19 protein-coding genes and 1 pseudogene are annotated in these 19,596 nt (G+C 67.7%); 16 read left to right on the top strand and 4 right to left on the bottom strand.

Features of this window, described 5'->3' with window-relative positions; genetic code table 11:
• The first annotated feature begins 3 nt into the window (after window positions 1-3).
• The 7 genes from B3K53_RS10980 (at window position 4) to B3K53_RS10950 (ending at window position 7,477) form a co-directional block, all read left to right on the top strand.
• Window positions 4-1,416 (top strand): sensor histidine kinase, encoded by a 1,413-nt coding sequence (locus B3K53_RS10980; RefSeq protein WP_292084324.1) that lies wholly within the window; start codon window positions 4-6, stop codon window positions 1,414-1,416.
• Window positions 1,417-1,555: 139 nt separating this feature from the next.
• Entirely contained in the window at window positions 1,556-2,986 is a 1,431-nt protein-coding gene (gene pstC, locus B3K53_RS10975; RefSeq protein WP_292084323.1) for a phosphate ABC transporter permease subunit PstC, read from the top strand.
• The gene (pstA, locus tag B3K53_RS10970; RefSeq protein WP_292084322.1) at window positions 2,979-4,289 is read left to right on the top strand and encodes a phosphate ABC transporter permease PstA; all 1,311 of its coding nucleotides are present in this window, start codon (window positions 2,979-2,981) and stop codon (window positions 4,287-4,289) included. Before pstC ends, pstA begins: the two co-directional genes overlap by 8 nt.
• 5 nt (window positions 4,290-4,294) lie before the next feature.
• The gene (gene pstB, locus B3K53_RS10965; protein ID WP_292084321.1) at window positions 4,295-5,161 is read left to right on the top strand and encodes a phosphate ABC transporter ATP-binding protein PstB; all 867 of its coding nucleotides are present in this window, start codon (window positions 4,295-4,297) and stop codon (window positions 5,159-5,161) included.
• 10 nt (window positions 5,162-5,171) lie between these two features.
• On the top strand, window positions 5,172-5,921 hold the full coding sequence (phoU, locus tag B3K53_RS10960) for a phosphate signaling complex protein PhoU (RefSeq protein ID WP_292084320.1): 750 nt from the start codon (window positions 5,172-5,174) through the stop codon (window positions 5,919-5,921).
• Between the two features lie 43 nt (window positions 5,922-5,964).
• Entirely contained in the window at window positions 5,965-6,654 is a 690-nt protein-coding gene (gene phoB / locus B3K53_RS10955) for a phosphate regulon transcriptional regulator PhoB (protein WP_105562885.1), read from the top strand.
• A gap of 103 nt (window positions 6,655-6,757) precedes the next feature.
• Window positions 6,758-7,477 carry a CPBP family intramembrane glutamic endopeptidase, BDIM_20840 family gene (locus B3K53_RS10950; RefSeq protein ID WP_292084319.1) on the top strand — a complete coding sequence of 240 codons (720 nt, stop codon included), beginning with the start codon at window positions 6,758-6,760 and terminating at the stop codon, window positions 7,475-7,477.
• On the opposite strand, the gene B3K53_RS10945 is transcribed toward B3K53_RS10950, so the two are convergent.
• The gene (locus B3K53_RS10945) at window positions 7,474-8,409 is read right to left on the bottom strand and encodes an Hsp33 family molecular chaperone (protein ID WP_292084318.1); all 936 of its coding nucleotides are present in this window, start codon (window positions 8,407-8,409) and stop codon (window positions 7,474-7,476) included. The two genes, B3K53_RS10950 and B3K53_RS10945, sit on opposite strands and share 4 nt — an antisense overlap.
• 189 nt (window positions 8,410-8,598) lie before the next feature.
• Between B3K53_RS10945 and B3K53_RS10940 the strand changes: the two genes are divergently transcribed.
• The 8 genes and pseudogenes from B3K53_RS10940 to B3K53_RS10910 all read left to right on the top strand — a co-directional run bounded on the left by B3K53_RS10940 (window position 8,599) and on the right by B3K53_RS10910 (window position 16,767).
• On the top strand, window positions 8,599-9,138 hold the full coding sequence (locus B3K53_RS10940) for a hypothetical protein (protein WP_292084506.1): 540 nt from the start codon (window positions 8,599-8,601) through the stop codon (window positions 9,136-9,138).
• 84 nt (window positions 9,139-9,222) lie between these two features.
• Window positions 9,223-9,747: pseudogene (locus B3K53_RS16180) on the top strand (HAD-IB family phosphatase); the annotation flags it as partial.
• Window positions 9,748-9,882: 135 nt separating this feature from the next.
• Entirely contained in the window at window positions 9,883-11,112 is a 1,230-nt protein-coding gene (gene serA, locus B3K53_RS10935; protein ID WP_349680933.1) for a phosphoglycerate dehydrogenase, read from the top strand.
• A 97-nt stretch (window positions 11,113-11,209) separates the two neighbouring features.
• Window positions 11,210-13,012 carry an autotransporter domain-containing protein gene (locus tag B3K53_RS10930; RefSeq protein WP_292084316.1) on the top strand — a complete coding sequence of 601 codons (1,803 nt, stop codon included), beginning with the start codon at window positions 11,210-11,212 and terminating at the stop codon, window positions 13,010-13,012.
• Window positions 13,013-13,254: 242 nt separating this feature from the next.
• The gene (locus B3K53_RS10925; protein WP_292084313.1) at window positions 13,255-13,881 is read left to right on the top strand and encodes a M23 family metallopeptidase; all 627 of its coding nucleotides are present in this window, start codon (window positions 13,255-13,257) and stop codon (window positions 13,879-13,881) included.
• A 99-nt stretch (window positions 13,882-13,980) separates the two neighbouring features.
• Entirely contained in the window at window positions 13,981-14,961 is a 981-nt protein-coding gene (locus tag B3K53_RS10920; protein ID WP_292084311.1) for an ABC transporter ATP-binding protein, read from the top strand.
• A complete protein-coding gene (locus B3K53_RS10915) occupies window positions 14,958-16,403 on the top strand; it encodes an ABC transporter permease (protein WP_292084309.1) in 1,446 nt (481 codons plus the stop codon). The genes B3K53_RS10920 and B3K53_RS10915 overlap by 4 nt, the downstream gene beginning before the upstream one ends.
• Window positions 16,404-16,482: 79 nt before the next feature.
• Window positions 16,483-16,767: a hypothetical protein gene (locus tag B3K53_RS10910; protein WP_292084308.1), complete on the top strand. Its 285-nt coding sequence runs from the start codon at window positions 16,483-16,485 to the stop codon at window positions 16,765-16,767.
• Window positions 16,768-16,854: 87 nt separating this feature from the next.
• Here B3K53_RS10910 and rpsU read toward each other — a convergent pair whose 3' ends face one another.
• Window positions 16,855-17,097 (bottom strand): 30S ribosomal protein S21, encoded by a 243-nt coding sequence (rpsU, locus tag B3K53_RS10905; RefSeq protein WP_105562988.1) that lies wholly within the window; start codon window positions 17,095-17,097, stop codon window positions 16,855-16,857.
• 189 nt (window positions 17,098-17,286) lie between these two features.
• On the opposite strand from rpsU, the gene B3K53_RS10900 reads away from it, so the two are divergent.
• A complete protein-coding gene (locus tag B3K53_RS10900) occupies window positions 17,287-17,958 on the top strand; it encodes a COQ9 family protein (protein WP_292084307.1) in 672 nt (223 codons plus the stop codon).
• Between the two features lie 81 nt (window positions 17,959-18,039).
• Here B3K53_RS10900 and B3K53_RS10895 read toward each other — a convergent pair whose 3' ends face one another.
• Both B3K53_RS10895 and B3K53_RS10890 read right to left on the bottom strand, forming a co-directional pair.
• Window positions 18,040-18,393, bottom strand: coding sequence for an endonuclease domain-containing protein (locus B3K53_RS10895; protein WP_292084504.1), 354 nt, complete (start codon window positions 18,391-18,393; stop codon window positions 18,040-18,042).
• Between the two features lie 114 nt (window positions 18,394-18,507).
• Window positions 18,508-19,596, bottom strand: a complete 1,089-nt coding sequence (locus B3K53_RS10890; protein WP_292084305.1) for a 5-(carboxyamino)imidazole ribonucleotide synthase — start codon at window positions 19,594-19,596, stop codon at window positions 18,508-18,510.

Below are 19,596 nucleotides of genomic sequence, written 5' to 3'. Positions count from 1 at the left end.
TTCATGCCGTATGAGCATTCGCCTTCGCCGGTCGCGCCGACCGCCTCGTCCCGGCTCTGGACCGCCGGCGCCAGCGGCGGCGTGGCGATTCTGGTCATGGCGGTGCTGGCGGTGATGAAGCCCGAGCTGTCGGGCTGGCTGGCGGCGGGCGCCGTGGCTGTCGCGGCGGCGACCTGGCTGGTCAATCGCCGTCCTCCGGCTCTGGTCAGCATCGGTGAACTGGACCGCGGCGGGCCGGTTGATCTGGTCCCCGACGGCGCGCTGCTGGGTGATGTTTTCGAAGCCCTGGGCGATCCGATCCTGATCATCAGCGGCGGTGAAGCGGACGATATCGCCGGCCGGCGAATCGCCCTGGCTAACGCCGCGGCGCGCGAGCTGTTTCGTTTGAACGGGACGGGCGGGGGGCTGCTGGTCTCGGTGATCCGCGATCCCAAGGTGCTGGAGGCGGTGGACGAGGCCCTGTTCGGCGATTTCAGCAGTACGGTCGACTATGTCGGCGGCGGCGCCCAGGAGCGGCACTGGAGGGCCTTCATCCGGCCCCTGCCGGAGCGGGACGCCCATCTTTGGGGCGCGGGCGCACTGGCCTTGCTGGCGCTGCGCGACGAGACCGACGCCCGCCGCATGGAAATGATGCGCGTCGACTTCCTGGCCAACGCCAGTCACGAATTGCGCACGCCGCTGGCCTCGCTGTCGGGCTTTATCGAAACGCTGAAGGGTCACGCCAAGGACGACCCCAAGGCGCGCGACAAGTTCCTCGACATCATGGCCATCCAGGCCGACCGCATGGGGCGTCTGGTCGCCGACCTTCTGTCTCTGAGCCGGATCGAACTGAACGAGCACATCGCGCCCCTGGGCCGGGTGGACCTGGCGCGAGCGGCCTCGGACGTGGTGGACGCCGTCAGCGTCATCTCGCGCGAGCGCGGCGTGACCATCAAGGCCGACCTTGGGCAGGGGGGGGCCACGGTCACCGGCGACCGGGACGAGATCGTTCAGGTCATCCAAAATCTGATCGACAACGCCTTGAAGTACTCCAGTCACGGCGGCGTCGTTGAACTGTCGATCAATCGTGACCGGACGCTGGATGAAGCCATGGCCGCGCGAATGCCCGAGGGCACGCGCCTGTCGCTGGTCACGCCGGACCGCGAGGCGGGGCAGAAGTATGCGGTCGTCACTGTGCGCGACCACGGACCCGGCATGGCGCGCGAGCATCTGCCGCGCCTGACCGAGCGCTTCTATCGCGTGGAGGGCCAGAAGAGCGGCGAGCGTCAGGGCACGGGCCTGGGCCTGGCCATCGTGCGTCACATCATCATCCGCCACCGCGGCGGCCTGACCGTGGACAGCGCGCTGGGCCAGGGAGCGATCTTCGCCGCCTGCTTCCCGCTGGCCTCGGCGCGTGATGCTGACCCGGCGACGTGAAGGCCGCGCGACATGAAGGATGTGCGCCGTAACAGAACTGTCACGCGCCCGTCTTAATCCGCTCGCCAATCGCAGGCAGTTTCCCGGCCGAAACGCGCCGGACCCGGCACGTTAATGATTCACGCGTGCACGGACCCGGATGATCTGGATTTTCCTGTTACTGCTGATCGGCTTTTCGGTGCTCGCCTATCTGGGCGGACGCCGCCTGGCCGCGCGTCGCAGCAAGGGCGTCAGAGCCCACTCGCGCCCGGGCCAGCACGGCCTCTACGCCCTGATCTGGGTCGGCGTGCCGGCCCTGGTCGTCCTGGCCGCCGCCTCAATCTTCTCCGCGCCGCTGGAGCGCCAGATGCTGGCCGCAGGCGCGCCTGAGAGCGTCACGCAACTGGAGCCCTTCCGTCGCGAGGCCTTCTTCTCGGATGCGCGCCGCATCGGCGACGGCCTTGAGGCCCAGCAGATCTGGCCCGCCCCCTATGCCGAGGAACTGCCCGCCGAGGGCCGTCGCGCCCACAGCATCTCTTCTGCCCTGAGCTGGGGCGGCGGCGTCGCGGCCCTGATCGCGGCCATCCTAGGCGGGGTCTTCGTCTTCGTTCGCATCCGGCCCGACCTGCGCGCCCGCAACAAGGTCGAGGGCTGGATCAGCGTCGTCCTGTTCGCCTGTTCGGCGGTTGCGGTGCTGACCACCGTGGGCATCATCTTCTCCCTGGTGTGGGACAGCCTTCGCTTCTTCGCCTCCGTGCCGGTCACCGAATTCCTGTTCGGGACCAAGTGGAGCCCGCAGATGGCCATCCGCGCCGACCAGATCGGCTCGTCCGGCGCCTTCGGAGCCGTGCCCCTGTTCGCGGGCACCTTCCTGATCATGCTGATCGCCATGCTGGTGGCGGGTCCGATCGGCCTGTTCTCGGCCATCTATCTGTCGGAATACGCCGGACGTCGCACCCGCGCCGTGGTCAAGCCTCTGCTCGAGGTCCTGGCGGGTGTGCCGACGGTGGTCTACGGCTTCTTCGCCGCCCTGACGGTGGGGCCGGCCTTCCGCGTCTTCTTCAACACCCTCGGCGGCTGGATGGCCGGCGGACCGCTGGACGGGGTGGGGCAGTACCTGCTGCTGGTGCAGAACCAGATGGCCCTGGTGGCCGGCGCGGTCATGGGGATTATGCTGATCCCCTTCGTCAGCTCCCTGTCCGACGACATCATGAACGCCGTGCCTCAGTCCCTGCGCGACGGCTCCTACGCCATGGGCGCGACCAAGTCCGAGACGGTCAAGAAGGTGCTGCTGCCCGCCGCCCTGCCGGGCATCGCCGGGGCCTTCCTGCTGGCCGTGTCGCGCGCCATCGGCGAGACCATGATCGTGACCATGGCCGCCGGTCTGGCCGCCAAGCTGACGCTGAACCCGTTGGACACGGTCACGACCGTCACGGTGCAGATCGTCACCCTGCTGACCGGGGACCAGGAGTTCAACAGCCCGAAAACCCTGGCCGCATTCGGCCTAGGCCTGACCCTTTTCGTGGTCACCCTGCTGCTCAACATCGTCGCCATGCGCATCGTGCAAGCCTATCGGGAACAGTATGACTGACGCCGCCCAAAACCCGGTGGGGCAGAACTCGGGCGCCGTCAGCCCGCGCACCCAGCGCCTGCAGGCCCGTCTGCGCGGTCGTTACGCCCGCGAGACCCGCTTCAAGTGGTATGGCCGCGCGGCCATCGGCTTCGCCCTGATCTTCCTGGTGATCCTGCTGGGCAGCATCATCATGCAGGGCCGCACGGCCTTCTACAGCCACAGCGTGACCCTGCCGGTCTATATGGACGCGTCGCGGATCGACCGCTCCTATCCGCAGGGCGCGAACTTCGAGCAGATCGTGGCCGAGCAGCAACTGCGCCGCCTGGGCATCCAGGACGATGCCCAGGGGACGAAGGCGGCGGCCATGAAGGCCCTGTTCTCGTCCGAGCTGAAGTTCCAGGCGTCGGGCATGATCGCGCGTCAACCCAGCCTGCTGGGGCAGACCGTGCCGGTCACCGCGCCGCTGTCCGACAACGCCGACCTCTATCTGAAGGGCGAGATCTCCAGGGCCGTGCCCGAGGATCAGCGCCGCGTCAGCAATGAGCAGATGGCCTGGCTGGACCGGATGAAGGCCTCGGGCGCGGTGCGCGCCCACTTCAACACCACCCTCTTCACCAAGGGCGACTCGACCCAGCCGGAACTGGCGGGCCTGTTGGGTGCGGTGGTCGGTTCGGCCCTAATGCTGCTGGTGACGGCCCTGATCGCCATTCCGGTCGGCGTCTGCGCGGCCGTCTGGCTGGAGGAATATTCGCCGCGCAACCGCATCACGGCGATCATCGAGGTCAACATCAACAACCTGGCCGCCGTGCCGTCGATCGTTTACGGCCTGCTGGGTCTGGCCCTCTTCATCAACTTCATGCACCTGCCGCGCGCCAGTCCGCTGGTCGGAGGTCTGGTGCTGGCGCTGATGGCCTTGCCGACGGTGATCATCGCCACGCGCTCGTCGCTGAAGGCGGTGCCGCCCTCGATCCGCGAGGCCGCCCTGGCCATGGGGGCCAGCCGCACCCAGACGGTGTTCGGCCACGTCCTGCCCCTGGCCATGCCGGGCGTCATGACCGGCTCGATCATCGCCATGGCCCACGCCTTGGGCGAGACGGCGCCCCTGCTGCTGATCGGCATGATCAGCTTCGTCCCCGGCGTGCCGCACGCCATCGACGAGCCGGTCGGCGCCCTGCCTTCGCTGATCTACATCTGGGAGAACGCCTCGGAGCGCGCGTTCCACGAGCGGACCGCCGCCGCCATCCTTGTGCTCCTCGCCTTCATGATCGTCATGAACGCCGCCGCGATCCTGCTGCGTCGGCGGTTCGAACGCCGGTGGTAAGTCTTATGAAGTCCAAAATCTTCCGCGCTCCCGATGGCCAGGCCGACGGCGGTTCCGCCGGGGCCACCCTGACGACCGCTCCGACCGTGGGCGCTCACGCCTCGGCGCCGCTCGGCCCGATCAAGATCGCCGCGCGCGATGTCAGCGTCTTCTACGGCGAGAAGCAGGCCCTGTTCGGCGTCTCGCTGGACATCCCGGACAAGACCGTCACGGCCCTGATCGGCCCGTCGGGCTGCGGCAAGTCGACCTTCCTGCGGACCATGAACCGCATGAACGACACCATTCCCGGCTGCCGTGTCACCGGCGAGATCGAGATGGACGGCGGCGACATCAACGACCGCAAGATCGACCCCGTGCTGCTGCGCGCCCAGGTCGGCATGGTCTTCCAGAAGCCCAACCCCTTCCCCAAGACGATCTATGAGAACGTCGCCTATGGGCCCAAGATTCACGGCCTGGCCTCGTCCAAGGGCGAGCTGGACGACATCGTGCAGAAGGCGCTGAAGCGCGCCGGTCTGTGGGACGAGGTCGCCGACCGCCTGCACTCGCCGGGCACCGGCCTGTCGGGCGGCCAGCAGCAGCGTCTGGTCATCGCCCGCGCCATCGCCGTCGAACCCGAAGTCATCCTGATGGACGAGCCCTGCTCGGCGCTGGACCCGATCGCTACGGCCAAGATCGAGGAGCTGATCGACGAACTGCGCGAGCGCTACTGCATCGTCATCGTCACCCACTCCATGGCCCAGGCGGCCCGCGTGTCGCAGCGCACGGCCTTCTTCCACATGGGCAAGCTGGTCGAGACCGGCGACACCGAAGAGATCTTCACCAACCCGCGCGAGCGTCGCACGCTCGACTACATCACCGGCCGCTTCGGCTAAGGGCGCGAGCATGAACCAGCATACGGTCAAGGCTTACGGCGACGAACTGAACCAGCTGACGGCCGAGGTTGTCCGCATGGGCGGTCTGGCCGAGGCCCAGGTGGCGGACGCCATCGAATCCGTCGCCCGGCGCGACGTGGCCCTGGCCAGGGCGGTGGTCGATCGCGACAATCGCCTCGACGCCCTGCATCGGGACATCGAGAAGAAGTCCATCCGCCTGATCGCCCTGCGTCAGCCGGTGGCTTCGGACCTGCGCCGGACTTTGGGGGCCATGAAGCTGGCGTCCGATCTGGAGCGGACCGGCGACCTTGCCAAGAACATCGCCAAGCGGGCGCTGATCCTGGCCGAGGGCGAGCCGATGCAGCCCCTGACCCGCTCGATCGAGCGGATGGGCCGTCTGGTGTCGACCCGCCTGCGCGACGTGCTGGACGCCTATACGGCCTCGGAGGTCGAGCGCGCCCTGTCGGTGTGGAGCACCGATGACGAGGTGGACGAGCACTACAACGCCCTGTTCCGCGAGCTGCTGACCTACATGATGGGCGACCCGCGCACGATCACGGCCTGCACCCATCTGCTGTTCATGGCCAAGAACCTGGAGCGGATCGGCGATCACGCGACCAATATCGCCGAGACCGTCCACTATGAGATCACCGGCGAGGAAATGCTGGGCGAGAGGCCCAAGGCCGTCCCCGGTCCGGGCGAGGAACAGACGCCCACGCCCCATATCTCGACCCTGCCGTCCGATCTGACGGACGACTGACTTTACTTCCTGCTGACGACTTCGACCGACCGGAGAGCCTGACGTGCAACCCTATATCCTGGTGATGGAAGACGAGGACGCCCTGGCCACCCTGCTCCAGTACAATCTGGAGAAGGAAGGCTATGACGTGACCGTGGCGGCGGACGGGGAGGAGGGGCTGCTTCAGGTCGACGAGCGCCTGCCGGATCTGGTGCTGCTGGACTGGATGCTGCCCAAGCTGTCGGGCATCGAGGTCTGCCGTCGTCTGCGCGGCCGGGCCGAGACCCGCAACCTGCCGATCATCATGCTGACGGCGCGCGGCGAAGAGACGGATCGCGTGCGCGGCCTGGACACCGGCGCCGACGACTACATGACCAAGCCCTTCTCGATGACGGAGCTGACTGCGCGCATCCGCGCCGTCCTGCGCCGCATCCGTCCGGGTCTGGCCGACGACCGCATCAACCACGCCGACATCGTCATCGACCGCGTCGCCCACCGCGTCCGCCGTGCGGGCAAGGAGGTCCATCTGGGGCCGACTGAGTTCCGCCTGCTGGATCACCTGATGAAGCATCCGGGCCGGGTCTTCAGCCGCGAGCAGTTGCTGGACGCCGTCTGGGGTTCGGACGTCTATGTCGAGGCGCGCACCGTGGACGTCCACGTCGGTCGCCTGCGCAAGGCCCTGAACGTCGAGGGCACCGTCAACCCGATCCGCACCGTGCGTTCGGCGGGTTATTCGCTGGACCTGAACAGCTAGGGCGTCGGCGTCGCCGGCGATGGCCGGCGCGTTAAATTTCGGTCATCCGCATCTGCTGACGGCCTGGCGCGCCTCATGACGACAGGTCATGGGGAGGGGCGCGATGCCGGACGCGATCATTGCAATGCTGGGCTGGGTCGGGGCTGTCGCTCTGGCTGGAGGGCTGGCGGCGGTTCTGATGAAGGGGCGGGTGCGGTGGGGCTGGTTGATCGCCGCCCTGCTGCTGATGGCGGTCTATGATGCGCTGCTGACGCGGGGCTATGGCCATATTCCCCTGTCGTTCGGCACCTCGAACTGGAACTGGGAAGGCAAGGCGATGGCGGTCCTGCTGTCGCTCGCCGTGGCCAGCCTGCCGGTCATCGGCTGGCGGCGGTCGGGCCTGACGCTGAAGCAGGATCGCCGGGGTTTGCCGGGGGCCTTGGTCCTGTCGGGTCTGCTGGTCGCTCTGTTTCTCGGGCTGGCCCTCTATTTCCCGGGGCAGGGGGTCGATCTCGACAGCCTGGCCTTCCAGTTGACCATGCCGGGACTGGACGAGGAGCTCTTCTATCGCGGCGTGCTGCTGCTGATGCTGAACGAGGCCTTCGGCAAGCCGGTTCGCATTCTGGGCGCATGGATGGGCTGGGGCGCGGTGCTGTCGTCGCTGGCTTTCGGCCTGACCCATGCCCTGGGCTATTCAGACGGGGGCTTCACCTTCGAGCCCCTGCTGATGGCCTCGACGGGTGGTGCGGCCCTGCTGCTGGTGTGGCTGCGCGAGAAGACCGGCAGCGTGCTGCTGCCGATCCTCCTGCACAACTACGGCAATGCGATCTTCATGCTGGTCTAGGCGGCCGGCTGTTCGATCTCGGCGGGGTCGATCTTGTAGACGGTCGAGCAGTATTCGCAGGTGGCGTGGATCATGCCGTCGTCCTCGACCATGGCGGCGCGATCTTCGGCCGGGAAGGACTGCATGACCGTGACCAGTCGTTCCTTGGAGCAGCGGCAGACGGCGGCCAGGGCCTGGGCGCCTTCCAGTCGCACGCCGTCCTCGTGGAACAGGCGATACAGCAGGGTCTCGGCGCTGACCGTGGGGTCGATCAGTTCGTCGTCGCCCAGGGTGTTGAACAGGGCGCGGGTGCGTTCCCACACCTCCTCGGTCGAGCCGCGGGCCTCGTCGCCGGCGATGACCTGAATCATGGCTCCGCCTGCGCGCCACGAACTTCCGGTCTCGGTCGTGACCTCGCCGACGGCCAGGCGCACCTTGGTCGGCACCTGCTCTGACTGGGTGAAGTAGTGTTCGGCGCACAGCGACAGGCTCTCGCCCTCGATCGGGGTGATGCCCTGGGTGCGCTCGAAGTCCTCGCCCCGGTCGATGGTCATGATGAAGACCCCCTTGCCCAGCAGGGTCTGGGCGCCGGGGCGTGCGAAGCCCTCGGAGGCCTTGGCCACTTCTTCCGGATCGAAGCGGCAGAAGCCGCGCAGGTGACCCGAGGTATCGTAGTCGGCCACGACATAGCGCACCGGGCCGTCGCCCTGGGCCTGAACGATCAGGCGGCCCTCGAACTTCAACGCCGAACCGACGATGGCGGCCAGGACGCAGGCCTCGCCCAGCAGGGCGGCGACGGGTTCCGGGTAGTCGTGTGCCGACAGGATCTTGTCCACCACCTCGCCTAGCCGCACCAGGCGGCCACGCACCGGCCAGCCTTCAATCTGGAAGGCGGCGGCGAAGTCGTCGGTCGGGGCGTTGACGGGCTGTGCGGCGGGCGCGTGATCGGTCACGGCGAAGATCCTGAAAAAGGCGAAACTGTCTGGAAGCGGCGCAACATAGGGAGGCGACCGGCGCTTGGTAAGGGGGAGGGCGCGATCGGTCGTCCAGGCTTGCAGCTTGGCCGTTTAAGGCGGAACCTCTTGCGGCGCGGTTCGCTCCTGTCCGAAGACAGTGTTTCGACAAGAAGAGGTTGGTTGCCCATGGTTCAACAGTTCAACGCCGTGGACGAGGTCCGCAAACATCCGGGGATCGCCGCCGGCGTCGTCGCCGTGCTGGCGGGCGTGGGCATCGCCGCCCTGCTGCTGAACCAGCGCAGCGGCCCGACGCGCTATGAGCGTATCCGCGATCGGGTTGATCCGCGCGGCTGGTTCGACGCCGAGGCCCTGCGCCATCGCTTCGACGACATCGCGCGCGGCGTGCGGCACGGCGCCGACGGCCTGGGACATCGCGCGGCGGATCTGGGCGACTACGCCAGCGATCGCGCCGGCCGCCTTGGCCGAGAGGCGCGGGCGCGGGCCGATCACTGGCTGCACCGCTCGGGCGGAAAGTCCGGCAAGTCGATGAAGCGTTACGCCAAGCAGGCGCGCCGATACGCCGAGGATGCGGGCGACTTCGCCCGCGATCACGCCAAGGAGGGCGGAGCCCTGCTGGCCGTGGCCACCATCGCCGCCGCCATCGGCGCCGCCGCCCTGGAAAGCCGTCGCAGAAGCGGGGGGTCGGGCGGCTTCGGCAAATTGTGACGTTCTTGGAAAATTCGTGCGGGAAGGGGCGTTTCGGCGCCCCTTTTCATTGCTGCAAGTGCGAAGGTGAGCTAGGTGCGGGGCATGACTTCGCCCGTCTTCATCTTCGACTTCGACTCCACCCTGGTGCGCATCGAGACGCTTGAAGCGCTCGCTGAGATCGCCCTGTCCGATGCGCCCGACGCGGCGGCGAAAAAGGCCGAGATCGCGGCCCTGACGGATCAGGCCATGACGGGGCAGGTGGACTTCGGCACGGCCCTGCGTCGTCGTTTGGAGCTTCTGGCCCTGACCCGCGGGCACGTTGAGGTCCTGACGGATCGAATCCTGGACGAGGCCAGCGCCTCGATCCGCCGCAACGTCGACTTCTTCGAACGCCACGCCGAGCGGGTCTATATCCTGTCGGGCGGTTTCCGCGAGGTGATCGCGCCCCTGGCCGCGCGTCTGGGGATCGCCGCCGATCACGTCCTGGCCAACGACCTGATCTATGACGACGAGGGCCGGGTCACGGGCGTGGACGACGCCAATCCCCTGTCGCGCGACAACGGCAAGCCGCAGGTCATCAAGGCCCTGAACCTGACCGGACCCGTGGTCATGGTCGGTGATGGCTGGACCGACGCCGAGGTCAAGCTGGCCGGCGCCGCCGACCGCTTCTACGCCTTCACCGAGGTCGTCGGCCGCCAGAAGGTGATCGAGGTCGCCGACGCGACCGCCGCTTCGCTGGACGAGGTCCTGTTCGCCGAGGGCGTGGCCGGGCGCTGGTCCTATCCGCGCAACCGCGTCCGCATGCTGTTGCTGGAGAACATCCACCCCGCCGCCGTCGAGCGGCTGGAGGAGGCGGGCTATACTGTCGAAACCATGAAGGGCGCCCTGGACGAGGACGACCTGATCGAGGCGATCAAGGGCGTGCACGTCCTTGGCATCCGCTCCAAGACCAACGTCAGCAAGCGGGTTCTGGAACACGCCGACCGCCTGCTGGCCGTCGCCGCCTTCTGCATCGGCACCAACCAGATCGATCTGGAGGCCGCCGCCGAACACGGGGTGGCTGTGTTCAACGCCCCCTATTCCAACACTCGCTCGGTGGTCGAACTGGCCATCGGCCTGACCATCGTCCTTATGCGCGACGTGGCTGACAAGTCGGCGGCCATGCATCAGGGCAAGTGGAACAAGTCGGCCACCGGTTCGCGCGAACTGCGCGGCAAGACCCTGGGCATCGTCGGCTACGGCGCTATCGGTTCGCAGTTGTCGGTTCTGGCCGAGGGGCTGGGGATGCGGGTCATCTTCCACGACCTGTCGGAACGCCTGGCCCTGGGCAACGCCCGGCGGATGCGCTCGCTGGACGCCCTGCTGGCCGAGGCCGACGTGGTCAGCCTGCATGTCGACGGACGCAAGGATAACGCCGACGTCATCGGCGCGGCCCAGTTCGCCAAGATGAAGCCCGGCGCCCTGTTCCTGAACCTGTCGCGCGGCCACGTCGTCGATGTCGACGCCCTGGCCGAGGCGGTGAAGTCGGGCCGGATCGCGGGCGCTGCGGTGGACGTCTTCCCCGAGGAGCCGCGCACCAACGCCGACCCCTTCGCCAGCCCCCTGCAGGGCCTGAAGAACGTCATCCTGTCGCCCCACATCGGCGGCTCGACCGAGGAGGCGCAGGAAGCCATCGCCGAGTTCGCTGCCGAGCGTCTGCTGGGCTATCTGAACCGGGGCGATACCACCTTCTGCGTCAACCTGCCGAACGTGCAACTGGCCGAGGTGTCGCGCGCCCACCGCCTGCTGCACATCCACAGGAACCAGCCCGGTGTCTTGGCCGAGCTGAACCGCGCCCTGTCGGCGGTGGGCCTCAACATCCTGGGCCAGCACCTGAAGACGGACGAGCGGACCGGCTACGTTATCACCGACGTGGATCGTGACTATGATCCCGAGGTGCTGAAGGTCCTGCGTGACCTGCCGGGCACAGTGCGCTTCCGAATGCTTCACTGATCGCTGTTCAGCTTCCCTAGGGGCATCTTGCGCTCACGGCAAAGCAGCGCATCCTTCGGATAACGACCGCATACGGACGGTCGAGGGAGGAACATCGATGTCTCGTCTTCTTCGAGGAGCGGCCCTGGCCGCCCTGACCCTGGCCGCCGTCTCGACCGCAAGCGCCGCCGGGGCCCAGAGCTACAACCGGCTGGTCGTCTTCGGCGACAGCCTGTCCGACAACGGCAACCTCTATCTGGCGACGGGCGGATCGACCCCGGCCTCGCCGCCCTATTACCAGGGGCGTTTTTCCAGCGGGCCGGTCTTCACCGAGCGGCTGGGTTTCAACGCCGCCAACTTCATGGGGCCGGTGAGCGGCAGCATCAACTACGCCTTCGGCGGGGCGCGCACTGACAGCCAGGCCGCCCCGATGGGAATGCGAGTCCAACTGGCCCAGTATCAGTCGCGGGGCGGCGTGTTCGGGGCCGGTGATCTGGTCAGCATATTGGGCGGCGCCAACAACATCTTCCAGGGCCTGCCGGCGGCGGGCGCCTCCTCCAACCCGCAAGGCAGCATCGCGCCGGTGGCGCTGGGCGCCGCGGCTGACATGAACTTCATCGTCGGCAGCGTGGCCCAGGCGGGGGCGGGGACCATCCTGGTCACAAACCTGCCCAAGCTCAGCCTGACGCCGCAGTTCCGCGCCACGCCCGCCGCGCCCCTGGCCGATTATGCGGTGACGACCTTCAACGGCGCCCTGCTGACGGGTCTGAACGCTACGGCGGCGGCGCGGCCGGGCACCAACATCATCATGATGGACCTGTTCAAGATCGGCGACGTCATCGCCGCCAACCCCGGCGCCTTCGGTGTGTCGAACGTCACCCAGCCCTGCTTCAACGGGGTGACGGTCTGCGCCAACCCCAACGACTACTTCTACTTCGACGGGGTGCACCCGACGGCCACGGGCCATGCCGTGATCGCGCGTCTGGCTAATGACTACCTGTATTACGGCGATCTGGGCTCGCAGACCGCCGTGCTGGGCGAGACGGCCTGGCGCCACCGCGAGGATGCGCTGGACGGCGCGACCGCCAGCCTGTCGGGCCGCGATGCCTGGACGACGGGAACGGCGATCTCGGTCTCGGCCCTGGCGGACCGGACCAAGACCGACGCGCGCGGCCGGATCGGCGAGGCGACCTCGGACGGGTACGGCGTGCGGATCGCGCTGGAGGCGGGTTCGGAGAGGATGAGGTTCGGTCTGGCCGGCAGCTATCGCAACGCCGACGTGGACGCGGGCAGCCTGAACGTCGATCTGGATAGCTTCGGGCTCGACGTTTATGGCGGCTGGCGCTCGGGCGACCTGTTTGTCAATGCGGCGGCGGGCGTGGCCCAGGACGATTTCAACGACATCAGCCGCCTGACCTCCCTGGCGCCGGTCGTACACACAGGCTCGACGCGCGGCGTTTCGACGGGCGCGCGTCTGCAGGGCGGGATGTGGTTCGACATGGGCGGCATCGCCCTGTCGCCGCGCGCGGCCGTGGCCTGGATCAACAGCGACGTGGACGGCTTCGACGAGCAGGGCCCGGCGGCGCAATACGCCTATAAGGACCGCTCCGTTCAGGGCACGACCGCTGAGATCGCCCTGCGCGCGGAGGGCGGCGTCGACCGCTTCCACTTCTACGCCGAGGGCGGCTATCGCGACAGCCTGAGCGACGACAGCGACCCGGTGCGCACCGGCATCGCCGGAAACCCGGCGCAGGTCCTGGCGCGCGACATCGACAGCCCCTGGGGCGGTCAGTTCCTGGCTTCGGCGGGCATCGAGGGCACGATCATGGAGCGGCTCAAGGTCTCGATCGGCTACAAGGGTCGCTTCGGTGATCAGGCCGACAGCCACATGGGCGGGGTGCAACTGACCCTGCCGCTGTAAGGCGTTCGACAGGCGGGGAGGGGGCCGCGCGGCGCAAATCGCGCGGCCCCTTTCATTTCGTCAGGAGCGTTTTAGTTCCCGACCCGCGACCCCTTGTCGCCTTGGCGGCGCCCCATTCAGGTCCCGGTGTAATGCCAGAAAAGGACAACCCCGGCCGTCGGCGAGCGTTTTCCGCCATCCGCGCCCCGCGCGATCATGACGGCCCTCCCGCTTGAAAGAGCGTCAGGAGCTGTTGTTCCAGTATGCGTTTCTTACCTCCGGCCGCCCGGCCGTTCGTGTTTCATGTCGGCCATATCACCCTGCTGGCCGGCGCCGCCTTCTTGGCCATGGCTGCGGCCCCGCTGAACGGCGCCAATCCCGCCCCGGACAAGGTCGAGGACCTTTCCGCGCCCGCCGCGCCGCCGGTCATGGCGGTGGCGAAGCCCGCCGGTCCGTTGATGCGCAAGCTCGTGTTCGAGGCTCCGGTGAAGGGCTATCGGATCAACTCGGCCTTTGGTTTGCGCAAGCTGGCCATCGAGGCCAAGGCCCGCGCCCACAAGGGCGTGGACATCGCCGCGCCCAAGGGCACCAGCGTCTATTCGACCGCCGAGGGCAAGGTGATCCGGGCTGGCTTTCAGGCCGGCGGCTACGGCAACTTCATCGAGGTGAAGCACCCCAACGGCATGAGCAGCGTCTACGGCCATTTGAGCCGCATCGACGTCCACACCGGCCAGTCAGTGGCGACGGGCGAGCGTATCGGCCTGGTCGGCTCGACCGGCTATTCGACCGGCCCGCACCTGCATTTCGAGGTGCGCCGCAACGGCGGTCAGGTGAATCCGACCAAGGTCGTCGGCCAAAGCTTCGATGTGAAGGTGATCGCGCCCAAGTAGGGCGGCACGGATCATGACCGATCCGTAATGTAAAATGCCCTTTCCATTTCCCGCCTCGCACCGTTAGGATTCGCGTTCTGTGATTGCGAGGGGGACGGCATGGTTGCGGCGTTGACGCTGGACGGGATCAGCAAGAGGTACGGCGGCTTTCAGGCCGTGTCCGACCTGAGCTTCGAGGTCGAGAAGGGCACCATCTGCGGCTTCCTCGGCCCCAACGGCGCGGGCAAGACCTCGACCCTGCGCATGATCCTGGGACTACAGCCCGCCACCTCGGGCAGGATCGAGATCCTCGGCGCCGACGACGGGCGCAAGGTGCGTGATCGCATCGGCTTTCTTCCCGAGGAACGTGGACTCTACAAGAAGATGACCCCGGTGGACGCCATCGCCTTCTTCGGCGGGCTGAAGGGCGTGCCGGCGTCCGAGGGGCGCAAGCGCGCCCGCGAGATGCTGACCCAGATGGGCCTCGGCGACGCCCAGAAGAAGAAGATGAAGGAGCTGTCCAAGGGGATGGCCCAGAAGGTCCAGTTGATCGCCTCGGTCGTGCATCGCCCCGAGTTCGTAATTCTGGACGAGCCGTTTTCCGGCCTCGACCCGATGAACCAGCAAGGCCTGGAGGCCATGATCCGGGCCCTGGCCGCGGACGGCGCGACCGTCCTGTTCTCGACCCACGTCATGCAGCACGCCGAACGCCTGTGCGACAAGGTCGTGCTGCTGGCGCGCGGCAATAAGGCGTTTGAAGGCACGGTGGATCAGGCGCGGGCGACCTCGCCGCGCTTCCTGGAGCTGGAAGGCGCGCTGGACGTCGCCGCCGTTTCGGCCCTGCCGGGGGTGAGCGGCGTCGAGGTTCTGAACGAGCAGGACGGCGCACGCACGCTGCGCGCCGGGCTGGCGCAGGGCGCGGGCGGGCAGGAGGCGCTGAAGTCGGCCTTCCTGAGCGGGCTGGACGTGCGGCGCTTCCAGATCAAGGAGCCGACCCTGCACGACGCCTTCATCGCCCTGACCGGCGATCATCCGGACGATGACCAGACTGTCGCCCGCGATGGCGCCCGTGACGCTCTCAAGACGGAGGCCGCCCGATGAACCGCACCCTTCTGATCGCGCGCCGCGAGTTCATGGCCTACGCCAAGACCGTCGGCTTCTGGCTGTCGCTGCTGGCCTTCCCGCTGTTCGGCGTGTTGGGCGGCGCCATCCCTTTGTTGATGAAGAGCGCAGAGCCGACGCGACAGGTCGCGCTGGTCGATGAAGCGCCCGCCGGTTCCGGCCTGGCCGCCGCCGTGAAGCAGGCTCTGGAGAGCGAGCAGGCGAGAGGCGACATCAGCGCCCTGCGCATGGCCGCCATCCCCGAGGCGGGCGTGGCCGGCGGCGACCGGGTGCGAAAGATCGCCGAGACCGAAGGCTTTGACGCCGGCGTGGCCGCCTTGAAACGCGAAGCCCCGCGCGCGGGCGCCGCCTTTGACCTGCCCAAGCGCAACCTGACCCTGGTCGCGCCGCCGGCCGAGATCGCCGCCGCCGCCCCTGGCGAGGCGCGCGACGCCCTGGCGAGGCGCTATGTCAGCGATGACGCGTCAGAGGGGCAGAAGCTGAGCGGTGTGGTCTTCCTGACCGAGGCGAACGGCCAGCCGGGCGCCCGCGTCTGGACGGCGCGCGCCACCGACGACGCGGTCGAGGACGCCGTTCGCGACGCCCTGAAGGACGCCAACCGTCATCAGGTCTTCGCGGCCAGCGGAATCGACCCGGCCGTGGTGGCCCAGACGGATCGGTTCCGTCCTGAACTGTCGGTCTTCTCGCCCAAGGCGCGTTCGGGCGGCGAGGTCTCGTTCCGCGACAAGCTGCCCACCGTGGTCGGTCTGGCGGTCGGCTTCATCCTGTGGTCGCTCATCATCACCGGCGCCTCGATCCTGCTGAACAGCGTGATGGAGGAGAAGTCGAACAAGATCCTGGAGGTCCTGCTCTCCTCGGCTTCAGCCACCGAAATCCTGACGGGCAAGGTGCTGGGCGTGGCCCTGCTGACGCTGACGGTGCTCATCGCCTGGGGCGGGCTGGGCGGGATCGCCCTGGTCGCCGGGGCGCCGGACATGGCCCGCGACGTAGGCTCAGTGCTGATGAGCAACGGCCTGCTGGTCTACTTCCTGCTGTTCATGGTCGGCGGCTATCTGATGTACGCGGTTCTGTTCGCGGCCATCGGCGCCTTCTGCGAGACGCCGCGCGACGCCCAGACCCTGATGGGGCCGATCATGATGGTGCTTTTCGTGCCGCTGCTGGTCATGCAGATGGCCATCCGCACGCCGGACGCCCCGGTGGTGAAGATCATGAGCCTGATCCCGCCCTTCACCCCCTTCGTCATGGCCGCCCGCGCGCCCAGCGGCCCGCCGCTGATTGAGATCGTCGGCGCCCTGATCGGCATGTTCGTCTTCGCCGCCCTGATGGTCTGGGTGGCGGGCCGGGCCTTCCGCGCCGGCGCCCTGTCGGACGTGAAACTGAACTGGAAGAGCTTCCTCGGCGCGGTGCGCGGGGGCGCCTGAAGCGGGCGAGACGACGGCGCGAAACCGAGCGCGTCGTCGTCCGTTCACCCGGGCAGAGGCTCAATCATCGAGGCGGATCATGGCGACGACGATATTCAGAACGGGCGGCCAGTGGCGTCTGGCGATGTGGGGGCTGATCGCGGCCCTGCTGCTTTTGCCGTTGATCGCCATGCAGTTCACCCGTGAGGTGGCGTGGGACGCCGCAGACTTCGCCTTCGCGGGAGCCCTTTTGGTCGGAGCGGGCCTGGTCTTCGAACTGGCGGCCTGGCGCACGAAAAAGCTGGCCTGGCGGCTGGCGATCGGCGGCGCCCTGGTCTTCGCTGTGCTGCTGATCTGGGCTGATGCCGCCGTGGGCGTTTTCTAGGGCCTCAGCGGACACCAAGACAAAGAAAAGGCCCGCTCCGGTTTCCCGGGGCGGGCCTTGATCTTTCAGCCTGTGGCTGGGGCCGTATTAACGGCCGCCCGGCGTGCGGGGCTTCGGAGCCGGCAGCAGACCTTCGCGCTGGGCGCGCTTGCGGGCCAGCTTGCGAGCGCGGCGAACGGCTTCAGCCTTTTGGCGAGCGCGCTTTTCCGAGGGCTTCTCGAAGTGCACGTGGCGCTTCATTTCACGGAAGCTGCCTTCACGTTGCATCTTCTTCTTCAGGGCTTTCAGCGCCTGATCGACATTGTTGTCGCGAACGAAAATCTGAACCAGGGTTATCTCTCCTTTGGCCGCCCGCCGCGTCCTTTCAAAGGGAGACGGGCAGACAAAATAAAATCTCTCCCGAAAGACTGGGCTCTCGGATGAAGGCGCGCTGATACACGACGAGCGGGGGCCTGTCCAGATCGACACAGGCAATCGTGATGGGTCGAAAAGCCACGAGGACAGGACTATTCTGGGGATATGATCGAGACCGCTGACGCCGCCGCTCCCAAAACCGACTGGGCCTCCCGTATGGAGCAGGCCGTGCTTGACGCCGCCATAGAGTGCGCGCCCGCAATGGGTTGGAACAGCCGTCTGGTGCGCGCCGCCTGCGAGGCGAACGGCCTGTCGCTGGGGGACGAGGAACTGCTGCTGCCGAACGGCGCGCGCGACCTGGCTGTCCTGCTGTCGCGTCGCCACGATTCGCGAGCGCTTGAGGCGCTGGAGGCCACGCCCGCCGCCACGATGAAGATTCGCGAGCGAATCGCCGCCGCCGTCTCGGCGCGGATGGAGGCGGGGGCGCAGGACATCGAGGCGGCGAAGCGCTGCGCCGGTTTTCTGACCCTGCCGACCAATGTGGACCTGGGCTTCAAGCTGGCCTGGGAAAGCGCCGATCATCTGTGGCGGTGGGCCGGGGACACGGCGACGGACCAGAACCACTATTCCAAGCGCGCCATCCTTGGCGGCATCCTGATCCCGGCCCTGACCATGCGCTGGTTCGAGGGGCGTGAGGCCGCTGAAGCCTTCGTCGCCCGCCGCATTGAGAACGTCATGGCCTTCGAGAAGTGGAAGGCCGGCAAGGACTTCGACGCCCCGATCAAGGCCGTCACGGACGCCCTGGGGCGGCTGAGGTATGGGGCGAAGGAAGCTTGAGCCTCCCTCTCCCGATGGGAGAGGGCTTGAGCGCGCGGCGGCGAAGTCGCCGCTCTTGCGCGAAAGGGTGAGGGGCGACGGTCAGCCTTGAAGACGCCGGGCGTGCTGCATGACGGCCTCGATCAATACCTCCGGCGCACTGAAAATCTTATCATTGGTCATTCGGATCACTGTCCAGCCGAACGTCTCAAGCGCTTGTTGTCGCTGGCGGTCACGCGCCATGACCTCGTCTAGCTGATGCACGCCGCCGTCAATCTCAATGATCAGGCGTAGACGGTCGCAGGCGAAGTCGACGAAGTAAGGTCCGATGGGATGCTGACGGCGAAACTTGTGGCCGTCGATCCGACCGCCACGCAGGACCGACCAGACGCGCTCCTCGGCACGGCCGGAGGATTGGCGCAACTTGCGTGCGCGGTCGGTTCGCGGGGGCGTCATGAAAGAAGTGTGCGAGCGTCGCGCAGGCATGGCAAGTCGCGAACCCTCACCCTTTCGCGCAAGGACGATCGCTGACGCGCTCGTGCGCTCAAGCCCTCTCCTATTGGGAGAGGGTCAGAGAATCTTGTTCACGTGCGCCATCTTGCGACCGGCGCGGGCCTCGTGCTTGCCGTAGAGGTGCAGGCGAGCGTTCGGTTCGGCGGCCAGGGCGCGCCATTGATCGACCTCGTCGCCCAGCAGGTTGGTCATCCCGATGCGGGCGTGAGCTTCGGTGGGACCCAGGGGCCAGCCGACGATGGCGCGGATGTGCTGCTCGAACTGGTCGCAGACGCAGCCGTCCTGGGTCCAGTGGCCGGTATTGTGGACGCGCGGAGCGACCTCGTTCACCAGCAGGACGGGCTTTCCTTCAGAATCGGCGCCCATGTCGAACAACTCGATGCCCATGACCCCGACGTAGTCGAGGCCGTCGAGGACCGCCGAGGCGATCTCCACGGCGCGGGCCTGTGTCTTGGCGTCGACGGCGGCGGGGGCCAGGGTGGTCTTCAGCACGCCATTGGCGTGGATATTCTCGCCCAGGGGATAGACGGCGATCGCGCCGTCGTGGCCGCGCGCGGCGATGACCGACAGTTCGCGGTTGAAGACGGCGGCGGCTTCCAGCACGGCGGGACGGCGGCCGATGGCGTCAAAGGCGGCCTCGGCGTCGGCGGCGTCGCGGATCCAGACCTGGCCCTTGCCGTCATAGCCCTCGCGCCGGGTTTTCAGCACGGCAGGCAGGCCCAGCCTGTCGATGGCCTTGACGAGGTCGTCCAGAGTCGAGACGGCGGCGAAGTCGGCGGTCACGGCGCCGACGGCGTTCAGATAGGTCTTCTCGTCCACCCGGTCCTGAGCCACGGCCAGAGCCGTCGGTCCGGGCGCGACCAGGGCGCCGGCCTCGGCCAGGGTCTCGACCGACGAGGCCGGGACGTTCTCGAACTCGAAGGTGACGACGTCGCACAGCCGGCCCAGCGCCTGAAGCGCGTCGGGGTCATTGTAGGGGGCGGTGATCTGGGCGCGCGAGACGCGGGCGGCCGGACAGTCGGGCTGCGGGTCGAGGATCACCACGTCGAACCCGAGGCGCGAGGCGGCCTGGCTCAGCATCCGGCCCAACTGGCCCCCGCCGAGAATGCCGAGGGTCGATCCGGGGCTCAGGGGCAGCTGGGGCAA

Origin of the sequence: Brevundimonas sp. UBA7506, from assembly GCF_002479495.1 — a bacterium.
Classification (GTDB): Bacteria; Pseudomonadota; Alphaproteobacteria; order Caulobacterales; family Caulobacteraceae; genus Brevundimonas.
This window is presented reverse-complemented; position numbering and strand designations above follow the sequence as displayed.